Source organism: Geminisphaera colitermitum TAV2 (assembly GCF_000171235.2).
GTDB lineage: Bacteria > Verrucomicrobiota > Verrucomicrobiia > Opitutales > Opitutaceae > Geminisphaera > Geminisphaera colitermitum.
Genome location: NZ_ABEA03000109.1, coordinates 1 through 9,790, shown reverse-complemented (window position 1 = coordinate 9,790; position 9,790 = coordinate 1). Strand labels below are relative to the sequence as shown.

8 protein-coding genes and 1 pseudogene are annotated in these 9,790 nt (G+C 62.9%); 6 read left to right on the top strand and 3 right to left on the bottom strand.

What is annotated here, in order from left to right:
* The first annotated feature begins 222 nt into the window (after window positions 1-222).
* Window positions 223-798, top strand: a complete 576-nt coding sequence (locus OBACDRAFT_RS13105; protein WP_157837061.1) for an OmpH family outer membrane protein — start codon at window positions 223-225, stop codon at window positions 796-798.
* Between the two features lie 6 nt (window positions 799-804).
* Here OBACDRAFT_RS13105 and OBACDRAFT_RS25405 read toward each other — a convergent pair whose 3' ends face one another.
* A complete protein-coding gene (locus OBACDRAFT_RS25405; protein WP_081722034.1) occupies window positions 805-1,671 on the bottom strand; it encodes an AraC family transcriptional regulator in 867 nt (288 codons plus the stop codon).
* Window positions 1,672-1,780: 109 nt separating this feature from the next.
* On the opposite strand from OBACDRAFT_RS25405, the gene OBACDRAFT_RS13095 reads away from it, so the two are divergent.
* A complete protein-coding gene (locus OBACDRAFT_RS13095; RefSeq protein WP_043586270.1) occupies window positions 1,781-3,922 on the top strand; it encodes an aldo/keto reductase in 2,142 nt (713 codons plus the stop codon).
* 412 nt (window positions 3,923-4,334) lie between these two features.
* Complete coding sequence (locus OBACDRAFT_RS13090) at window positions 4,335-5,105, top strand: AMP nucleosidase (RefSeq protein WP_043586275.1); 771 nt, start codon at window positions 4,335-4,337, stop codon at window positions 5,103-5,105.
* 640 nt (window positions 5,106-5,745) lie between these two features.
* Here OBACDRAFT_RS13090 and OBACDRAFT_RS13085 read toward each other — a convergent pair.
* Window positions 5,746-6,171 carry an Hsp20/alpha crystallin family protein gene (locus OBACDRAFT_RS13085; protein WP_043586268.1) on the bottom strand — a complete coding sequence of 142 codons (426 nt, stop codon included), beginning with the start codon at window positions 6,169-6,171 and terminating at the stop codon, window positions 5,746-5,748.
* 256 nt (window positions 6,172-6,427) lie between these two features.
* Window positions 6,428-6,859 carry an Hsp20/alpha crystallin family protein gene (locus OBACDRAFT_RS13080; RefSeq protein WP_043586266.1) on the bottom strand — a complete coding sequence of 144 codons (432 nt, stop codon included), beginning with the start codon at window positions 6,857-6,859 and terminating at the stop codon, window positions 6,428-6,430.
* Window positions 6,860-7,224: 365 nt separating this feature from the next.
* On the opposite strand from OBACDRAFT_RS13080, the gene OBACDRAFT_RS13075 reads away from it, so the two are divergent.
* The 3 genes and pseudogenes from OBACDRAFT_RS13075 to OBACDRAFT_RS28235 form a co-directional block, all read left to right on the top strand.
* Entirely contained in the window at window positions 7,225-8,490 is a 1,266-nt protein-coding gene (locus tag OBACDRAFT_RS13075; protein ID WP_081722033.1) for a MalY/PatB family protein, read from the top strand.
* Window positions 8,491-8,513: 23 nt separating this feature from the next.
* The gene (locus OBACDRAFT_RS13070) at window positions 8,514-9,347 is read left to right on the top strand and encodes a pseudouridine synthase (RefSeq protein WP_064501742.1); all 834 of its coding nucleotides are present in this window, start codon (window positions 8,514-8,516) and stop codon (window positions 9,345-9,347) included.
* Window positions 9,344-9,790: pseudogene (locus tag OBACDRAFT_RS28235) on the top strand (hypothetical protein); the annotation flags it as partial. The gene OBACDRAFT_RS13070 and the pseudogene OBACDRAFT_RS28235, both read left to right, overlap by 4 nt.

The window sequence follows — 9,790 nt, the reverse complement described above, 5'->3', positions numbered from 1 at the left end:
ACATTAAACGCTGAACATTTAACATTAAACATCGGACACCGAATCCACCCATGAACCCAGACCAACACCCGCTTCCGATATTCAATGTTAAGCGTTCAGCGTTTAACGTTTAACGTTTAATGTTCTCCGATTCCCCCCCCCCCCCCGCGTCCGGATTGCGAGCGTCCAAAATTCGTTCGACTCCCTCAACGTTCTGCCGATTGCTTGTGCGTTCTCATTGTCATGAAAAAAACCTTCGCATTGATTCTCTTCACACTCGCGGCCTTCACCCTGACCTCTTGCAAACAAGGTGGTCCCAGCGGTGTTGCCCTCATCGATCTCGACCAAATCGCCAAACGCCTTGGCCGTGACACCGTGCTCGTGGACGAACTTCGCAACATGGGCACCGAGCTTGGCAAGGAACTCGAAACCGCCAAACGCACCTACACCGAAGAATTCGAGAAAAACAAAGCCAGCATCGGCGCCAAGCCCACGGAAGCCGACACACAAAAGCTCAACACCCTGCTCCAGTCCCTCAACGCCCAGTTGCAACAGCAGCAGCAACAAGCCCAGCAGGAGATCAACACCAGGCGCATGGCGCTCGTGAACCGCTTCCGCGAAGAAGTGATGCCCACTGCCCTCGCCGTGGCCCAAAAACGCGGCCTCTCTGTCGTCCTGATCCGCAACGACAGCCTCGTCCTCTGCGCCCAAGCCGATGCCGACATTACCAACGAAGTAATCGAAAGCCTGATCGCCGCCGGTGCCAAGGCCCCCGGAGCGAAACCCGCCGGCACTGCCGCCTCGGGCGACAAGAAGTAACTCCCATTACAGCCGTCCGAGCATCCGCCCCTGTAACATTCCTGCCCGCCACGCCCGCGGCGACACCCCCGCCGCCCGCTTGAAGTGATGGCAAAAATGCGCCGCGTCCGTGTATCCGCACGCGGCAGCGATTTCCTTGATCGAGAGCGTCGTCCCGGCCAGTTGCCGCCGCGCCTCCTCCAACCGCCGGCGCTGGCGAAACTCCCGCGGCCCCTCGCCATGCTCCGCCCGAAACCGCGCCGCAAACCGCCCCGCCCCCAGCCCGTGGTAACGCGCCAGCGCCGCCACCCGCAACGGCGACGCCAGATTGCTCGCCAGCGTGTGAGCCGCCGCCCGCACCGCCTGCGTCCGCCGGTGCGGAGCCGGACCCGGTGACGCCGCCCCCGCGCCCCCCGCGCCCTCCGTTGTCGCACGCGCCAGCAGCACCAGCACCGAGCGCAACGCCAGTTCCACCCGCGCCTCCGCGCCCAGCAACGCAGGCTGCTGCGCCTCCCGGTAAACCGCCTCGCACAACCCCAGCATGTCCGCCTGCCACGGCCCGGCTGCGATCGCCTGGTGGCAGCACTCGCGCAGGCCCGCCGGCTCCTGGTCGCGCGCGAAATCAAACCCCAGCCACGCCATCCGCGCCCGCTGCCCCGCCGCAATCTCTTCGCCGTGCTTGCGATGCGGCGCCAGCAACAACCACTCCCCCGCCTGCAACGGCACGCGCCGCCGCCCCAGCCGCCAGCAGCACGCGCCCTCCAGCAACACCGCCAGTTCGAAAAACGGATGCTCGTGTTGTCCCGAACGCCGTCCCTCCGTCCACGACTGCGCCTGCACCACGGAAAGCCGCAGACGCGGGGAAGTTTCCCAAAATTGTAATTTTTTCGACAAACCGGGAATAAATGCACGAAAACGGTTAAATCTTACAACAAATTATCCGCATTCGATCCAACCCCGTGCTTGTCCCCACGCCGGCCGTTCACGTAGTTTTTTTGGCACGATGACCACCTCCCCCGCCTCCAGCACTGTCACCACCGCGCCCACACCCCCGCTCCTCCGCTGGGGCATTCTCGGTGCCGGCCGCATCTCCGCCACCTTCGCCAAAGGCGTTGCCGCCTCCCGACTCGGCACCCTTGCCGCCGTTGGCAGCCGCTCCCCCGGAGGCGCGGCAAAATTCATTGACGCGCACGCCGCCGCCACCGGCCAGCCCGCATCCGCGATCCGCGCGCACGACAGTTATGAAGCCCTGCTCGCCGACCCGGAAATCGAAGCCATCTACATCGGCACGCCCCACCCGCAACACGCGCAATGGGCGATCCGCGCCGCCGAGGCCGGCAAGCATGTGCTCTGCGAAAAACCCCTCGGCCTCAACCACGCCGAAGGCATGGTCATGGTGCAGACCGCGCGCGACCACGGCGTCGTGCTCATGGAGGCGTTCATGTACCGCTGCCACCCGCAGACGGCGCGCATCGCGTCGCTCATCCGCGAAGGCGTCATCGGCGACGTGCGCGTGGTGCAGGCAAGTTTCAGCTTCCGCGCCGGATTCGACGCCAACTCGCGCCTCTGGTCCAATGCGGCGGGGGGGGGGGGGATACTCGACGTCGGCTGTTATCCCGTGTCGTTTGCCCGCCTCGTGGCCGGGGCCGCGTCCGGTCGCGCATTTCTCGACCCGGTGAAAGTAACCGGCTCAGGCCACCTGAACGCCGAGACCGGCGTGGACGAATACGCCGCCGCCCTCCTGGAGTTTCCCAACGGCGTCGTCGCCCAAGTCGCCACCGGCATCAGCGTCATACAGGACAACGCCGCGCGCGTTTACGGCACCGCCGGCTGGCTGCACGTCCCCAATCCCTGGACGCCCAACCGCGACGGCGGCGTATCCAAAATCACACTTCACCGCGCCGGGGCCGCCGAGCCCGAAGAAATCTCCATCGAGGCCGCCCCGCTCTACTCGCTCGAAGCCGACGCCTTCGCCCGCGCCGTCCGCGCCGGCCTCCGCGACGTGCCCGAAATGAGCGCCGACGACACCCTTGGCAACCTCGCCGCGCTCGACCAGTGGCGCGCCGCCATCGGTCTCGTTTACGAAGCCGAGAAACCGGAAAACCACACTCACACCATCGCCCGCCGTGCTCTGCGCCCCCCCCCGGTCCGCACCGGCGCCACCACGCCCCCCATGCCCCTTGCCGGAACGCCGGACACATCCGTAGTTGTTCCAAAACTACACGAATTGACCATCCCGCACGCTCCGCTGCCCGGCACGGGCAAGACGGCCTCGCGCCTTGTCATGGGCTGCGACAACCAGCGCACCATGCCGCACGCCGCCGCCATGTGGGACGACTACTTCGAACGCGGCGGCAACACCTTTGACACCGCCTATATTTACGGCGGCGGCCTCATGGAAAAACTCCTCGGCCACTGGATGCGCCACCGCGGCGTGCGCGACCAGGTCGTGGTGCTCGCCAAGGGCGCGCACACGCCCGACTGCACGCCCGCGGGCATCACACGCCAGTTGGAGATTTCCCTGGAGCGCCTGCAAACCGGCCACGCCGACGTGTACATGATGCACCGCGACAACCCCAATGTGCCGGTGGGCGAATTCATTGACGTGCTCAACCAGCACGTGCGCGCCGGGCGCATCCGTGTTTTTGGCGGTTCCAACTGGAGTCTTGCCCGGGTCGAGGAGGCCAACGCCTACGCGCGCGCCCGTCGCTTGCAGGGCTTTGGTGTGTGGAGCAACCAGTTCTCCCTCGCCCGCCTCGTCGAGCCCATGTGGGGAGGCTGCCTGAGCGCCAGCGACCGTGTTTCACGCCAGTGGCTCACGACCACGCCCATCCCGCTTTTTGCCTGGTCGAGCCAGGCGCGCGGCTTCTTCACCGACCGCGCGGGACGCGACAAACGCACCGAGGCGGAACTGGTGCGCTGCTGGTATTCGGAGGACAACTTCGCCCGTCGTGACCGCGCCTTGGAGCTGGCGAAACAGAAAGGCGTGTCGCCCATCGCCATCGCCGGTTCGTATGTGTTGTCGCAACCCTTCCTGACCTTCGCGCTGATCGGCCCCCGCACCATCGCCGAGACGGTCAGTTCGCTCGAATGCCTGACGGTTCCCCTCACACCTGCCGAACTCGCCTGGCTCAACCTGGAATAGCCTCACGCGGAGACGCGGGGGCGCGGAGAAAAAAACGAGGCAGACAAACCAACCGCGAATGGACGCGAATGAACGCTAATGAAGGCAGGGTTTCACGCCACGGCGCAACGGACGCCACGCCATCAGCCTGCTGGTGCCTCCGATACCATTTCCCAATCCGAAATATCTCACGCAGGCGCAGAGAAGAAACTGATTTTTATTGTTTGTTTTCTCCGCGCCTTTGCGTCTCTGCGTGAGATTCTTCTCTACCTCTCAGCCGTTGCGCCCGTTGCGCCGTGGCGGGAAACCCAGTCTCTCCGCGCCTCCGCGTCTCCGCGTGAGATATTCCCGGAATGGCAGCGGTTGCTCCCCCCGCATGCCCGTCTTGTTGAAGCGATTCGCCTTTGGCCGCGGTTCACGTTTTCGTTTTCTTATGAAAACCCGCCGCGAGATCGTGGAAAACTGGCTGCCCCGCTACACCGGGGTGCCGCTGACTGAATTTGGCGACTACATCCTGCTCACCAATTTTCAGAACTACATAAAGCTGTTCGCCCAATGGCACCGCGTGAAAGTGCGCGGACGCGACAAGCCGATCTCCAGCGCGACGTCGGGGCGGATCACCATCCTCAACTTCGGCATGGGCAGCGCGTCCGCCGCCACGGTCATGGATTTGCTGAGCGCAATCGACCCGAAGGCGGTGCTCTTCCTCGGCAAATGCGGGGGCATCAAACACCGCGCGGAGTTGGGCGACCTGATCCTGCCCATCGCCGCGATCCGGGGCGAGGGCACGAGCAACGACTACTTCCCGCCCGAGGTGCCGGCACTGCCGGCGTTCGCGTTGCAGAAGGCCATTTCAACCACGATCCGCGACGCGGCGCGCGATTACTGGACGGGCACCGTTTACACGACAAACCGGCGCGTGTGGGAACACGATGATGTATTCAAAGATTACTTACGCCGCATTCGCGCCATGGCCGTGGACATGGAGACGGCGACGATCTTCATGACGGGTTTTTTCAACGAAATCCCGACCGGCGCGTTGCTGCTGGTGTCGGACCAGCCCATGACGCCCGAGGGCGTGAAGACAGCCGCGAGCGACCGCAAGATCGACGAGGTGTATGTGAGCGATCACCTGCGCATCGGGATCAATTCACTGAAGCAACTCATCAACCGCGGCCTCACGGTGAAACACCTGCGGTTTTGAAAGAAAGTTAACCACAAAGACACAAAGGCACAAAGATTCGAACCAAGAGAAGATGTTGGAAAATTGGATACGCTTCTCCGTGGTTTGACCTTTGTGCCTTTGTGTCTTTGTGGTTAACTTCTGATTTCTGCCTGAAGACGACGATGCTTTAGAGCATTGTCGGTTCAATTTGTCGCAAGGTTTAAGAGATCACGCAGAGACGCAGAGGCGCAGAGAAAACATAGGTTGCTGATTATAAATAAATTACAAACATTGTATTGGTTCTTCGACGTTTTCGGTGGATAGACGAGAGTTGGCGCGGCAGCGCCCGTAGCGCAGGCATCTTGCCTGCAATCCAATCTACTGCGCGAAGCGCCGCTTGCCTTGACGTAGTTCGGAGCTTTAGCCCGAACCGTTACCTCTGCGTATTCGTGAGTCGCACGGTTCGGATTGGCAATAAAGCACCGAACTACGTGACAAACCGATGTCACCGCGCTTCGCGCAATCAATTTAGATGGCAGGCAAGATGCCTGCGCTACGGGCGCTACCGCGCCAACTCCCGCTATATCAACTTATCGAGTCTCCACTGAAAACGTCGAAGAACCATTGTATTTTTCCGGCTCTGCGTTCTCTGCGTGAGACAAAATAAACCGACGATGCTTTAGCCGACCGTGATCTTGCGCGGCTTGCGGGCCTCGGCCTTGGGCAGGGTCACGGTCAGGATGCCATCGCTGAGCGTGGCCGCCACGGCATCGAGATTGATCGCGTTTTCATGCGAGAGGGAGAGCTCGTAAGGGAGATCCCGTGTCTCGCGGTAGCGGGGGGTCCAGTCCTCGGGTTGTTTCCACGCGCGGTTGGCGAAGAGGCGCACCTCGCCGTCTTCCACGGTGAGTTCAAGACCAGCCTTGGTCACGCCGGGGAGCACAACGGTGAGCTGCCAGGCGTCGGCGTTTTCGTCGATCTGGTAGTGCGGACGTTGCGTGGGCGTATTGCGCCCGGAGCCGGCGGAGGCGGACGAGGGCGAGGGCGAGGCGGTGGTCACCGCCTGCGGACGAACGAATGAGGGGACGAGGTCGAAGAGTGACATGGTGAGTTTTCCTTTCCTTTGAGGGAGGTTCTAAAAATTCATTTTTGCACAGAAGATAACCAAGAAAACGAAGATGAAGACAGGGAGCATAATTTGTTCTAACTTATTTATTTATAATATTTTATTAAAAAACAAAAATTCCACTTCAATTGATGTCTTCGTTTCCTTCGTTACCTTCTGTGCAATTTTTAGAACCTCCTTTGAGTTTGAGTGTGGTTGTTGGATTTAATTTGGCGAAGTGACGCGAGCGCCCCGGTCAGGCGACGCTCACGCTGACTTTGCGCGGCTTGGCCTCCTCCTTTTTCGGGAGCGTCACGGTCAGGACGCCGTCCTCGTAGGCGGCGGCGACCTTCTCGGGCTCGGCGTTGTCGGGGATGGTCAGCGAGCGGTCGTAAGTGAACGTGTGTTCGGCGTCGCCGGTCTTCTGCTTGCGCGTGGCGTGGATGTTGAGGAATCCATCGACGACCTCGACGGAGATGTCGTTGCGAGCCACGCCGGGGAGATCAGCGCGGACGTAGGCGTTGTCCTTGTCTTCATAAATATCGACAGGGAAACGACCGGCACCGGTGTGATCGGTCAGCCCGGAAAGCGCGTTCTCGAAAAGGCGGTCGATTTCGCTTTCGAGTCCGCTCCAAGGGCTGCGAGTGGCGATGCCGGTTGGATAGTTGTTGTAACGAATGAGCTTCATGGTTGGTCCTTTGTTTTTGTGATGTTGGGAATGAATGTTGGTGTTGTGTTCCTCCCGATGGCGGTTGCCCGGGAATGTCCCTTTTTATGCAGGTCACATGCCTGGATAATTGTTAACTTTACCCGTTGATAATAAGAATATAGTATTTTTATTCAAAAAGGCGTTTGGGAAAAAATGTCCTCTTGTATGACGCAGGAGCGGGTAATTCCGGCACGCCTGACCCCGGCACCGGCCGCGAACAACGGATTGCGATGCGGGCTCCGTGGCGTTTGGGTGTCTCCCCTGCATCCTTGCAGCACGACTCTTTTCACGCGACTTCCGCATTCACTCCCACGCCAACACTGCAACCACCTGCGCATACGCTCATGAGCTTTGATTTCGACACCGTCCCGCAACGCCTCGGCACCGATTCCCAGAAATGGCAAAAATACGAGGGGCGCGACATTCTGCCGCTTTGGGTGGCCGACATGGATTTCCGGTCGCCGCCCGCGGTGATCGCCGCGCTGAAAGCGCGGGCGGACGAGGGGATTTTCGGATATGCGCGCCCCACGCGGGAAACGACGCGTGTCATCGTCGAGGCGGTGCAGCGCAACTACGGCTGGACCATCAACCCGGACTGGCTGGTGTGGTTGCCGGGGCTGGTGTGCGGACTCAACGTTACCTCGCAGGCCTTCGCCGCGCCGGGCGAGGAAGTGCTATGCCTTACTCCGGTGTATCCGCCGTTCATGACAGCGCCGCGCAACAGCGGGCGCGTTTCGACGCAGGCGCCGCTCAAGCTCGTCACCGGCGATGCCAATGCGCAGGCGTCGGGCCGCTGGGAGATCGACTGGGAGGCGTTGGAACGCTCCGTGACGCCACGCACGCGAATCTTTTTCCTCTGCAATCCGCACAACCCGGTTGGCCGCGTATTCCGCCGCGAGGAACTGGCGCGGCTCGCAGATTTCTGCGCACGGCACGACCTGGTGCTCTGCTCCGACGAGATTCACTGCGACTTGATCCTCGACCCCTCGCTGCCACACCTGCCCACCGCGCTCGTCGCCCCGGAGCACGCCGCGCGCACCCTCACCCTGATGGCCCCGAGCAAGACCTACAACGTCCCCGGCCTCGGCACCTCGTTTGCCATCATCCCCGACGCCACCCTCCGCGCCCGCTTCGTCCGCGCCACCGCCGGCATTGTCGCCGAAGTCACCTGCCTTGGTTACACCGCCTGCGAAGCCGCCTACCGCGACGGCGAATCGTGGCGGCAGGCCTTGCTCGCGTATCTGCGCGGCAACCGCGATTTCCTGCTCGCAACGCTCGCCCGCGACCTGCCCGGCGTGCGTCTGGAAGCGCCCTTGGAGGCCACCTATCTGGCGTGGCTCAACGTCGGGGCGCTCGGCCTCGCCGACCCCGTGGCGCACTTCGAGGCGCACGGCGTGGGCTTGAGCGACGGACGGTTTTTCGGCGCGAAGCCGGGCACCTACGTGCGCATCAATCTCGGCTGCCCGCGCACCACGCTGGCCGAGGCCCTGCGCCGCATGGCGGCAGCCATCGCAGCCCTGCCGCCGCCCGCCGCGCCCAAAACCGCCGGCAGCGCCGCTGGAGCCGCTGCGTCCTCGCCTGTTCCATGCGGGGCTTGCGTCGCCGGGTAAATTGACGCCAATTGACCCTCTCAATGTCCGACCACGCCACCACCCGCCTGCAAAAGTTCCTCGCCGACGCCGGCATCTGTTCCCGCCGCGCCGCCGAGACACTCATCGCCGACGGCGAAGTATGGGTCAACGGGCAGCCCGCCACCCTCGGCCAGAAGATCACGCCCGACGTGGACAAAATCACCGTGCGCGGCAAAAACGTGCGCACCGTTGCCCAGCCCAAGCTCACCCTTGCGATGCACAAACCCCGCGGCCTCGTCTGCTCCAACGACGACCCGCACAACCCCGAAACCGTCTTCGACCTCCTCCCCCGCGAAATGGCCCGGCACCGCTTCTTTTGCGCCGGCCGTCTCGACAAGGACAGCGAAGGCCTCCTCATCCTCACCACCGACGGCGACCTCGCCAACCGCCTCATGCACCCCAGCACCGTCGTGGTGAAACGCTACCACGTCGTGCTCGCCGAACCCTTCCCCGCCAAGCGCCTCGGCGCGCTCCTCCGCGGCGTCACCATCGAAGGCGAACGCCTCAAGGTCGAATACGCCGCCCTCGTCAACCCCAACGCCGCCGAACTCTCCACCAGCCTCGACGTCCACCTCCACCACGGCAAAAAGCGCGAAATACGCCAACTCTTCATGGCCCTCGGGTTTGAGGTGAGACGCCTCCGCCGTTACCAGATCGGAGCCTTTCCCCTGCGCGGCATTCCCGTCCGCGCCATGAAGCTCCTCACCCCCCGCGAGATCGCCACACTCTTTGCCCAGCCCGGCATCCAGCCCGCCGCCACCACCCGCCGCTACGGCCGCCCCCAGGCCCGCAACGCCGTCTCGCAAAAAAAACTACAATCCTCCCGCCAGTCATGAAAACCACCAACACCATCACCGCCACCATCGCCGCTACTGTTGCCGCCGCCCTTGCGCTCGTTGCCGCTCCGCTTCGCGCCAATGGCACGCCCGTCCACTCCACTCCCGCCGACACCGCTCCCATCATCGGCCAGATCCTCGCAGACCAGACACCCGCCCCCCTCACCCTCCCCACGCCGCCGCCCGAAGGCTGGGCCGCCGTTGAAGTTCCCGGTCCTCACACCGTGTACGTTGCCGACAAGGACGTCCTCAAAAACTACGACGTCCGCCCCGGCGCCCAATACTTCGCCCAACCCCGGGCCGACGCCCCCGTCCTCGGCCTCGCCACTCCCACCGACAAAACCGACCTTGCCGGCATCAGCGGCAAGTTCACCCAATACAAACTCGAACGCACCCTCATCGGCTACATCCGCACCTCCCCCGCGCCCGCCAGCGTGACGCCC

What these genes read in the sequence shown, in the direction of transcription:
- OBACDRAFT_RS13105 (WP_157837061.1), top strand. Translation starts at nt 223, where the DNA reads ATGAAAAAAACCTTCGCATTGATTCTCTTCACACTCGCGGCCTTCACC.
- OBACDRAFT_RS13085 (WP_043586268.1), bottom strand. Translation starts at nt 6,171, where the DNA reads ATGTCACTCTTCGACCTCGTCCCCTCATTCGTTCGTCCGCAGGCGGTG.
- OBACDRAFT_RS13075 (WP_081722033.1), top strand. Translation starts at nt 7,225, where the DNA reads ATGAGCTTTGATTTCGACACCGTCCCGCAACGCCTCGGCACCGATTCC.
- OBACDRAFT_RS13090 (WP_043586275.1), top strand. Translation starts at nt 4,335, where the DNA reads ATGAAAACCCGCCGCGAGATCGTGGAAAACTGGCTGCCCCGCTACACC.
- OBACDRAFT_RS13080 (WP_043586266.1), bottom strand. Translation starts at nt 6,859, where the DNA reads ATGAAGCTCATTCGTTACAACAACTATCCAACCGGCATCGCCACTCGC.
- OBACDRAFT_RS13095 (WP_043586270.1), top strand. Translation starts at nt 1,781, where the DNA reads ATGACCACCTCCCCCGCCTCCAGCACTGTCACCACCGCGCCCACACCC.
- OBACDRAFT_RS13070 (WP_064501742.1), top strand. Translation starts at nt 8,514, where the DNA reads ATGTCCGACCACGCCACCACCCGCCTGCAAAAGTTCCTCGCCGACGCC.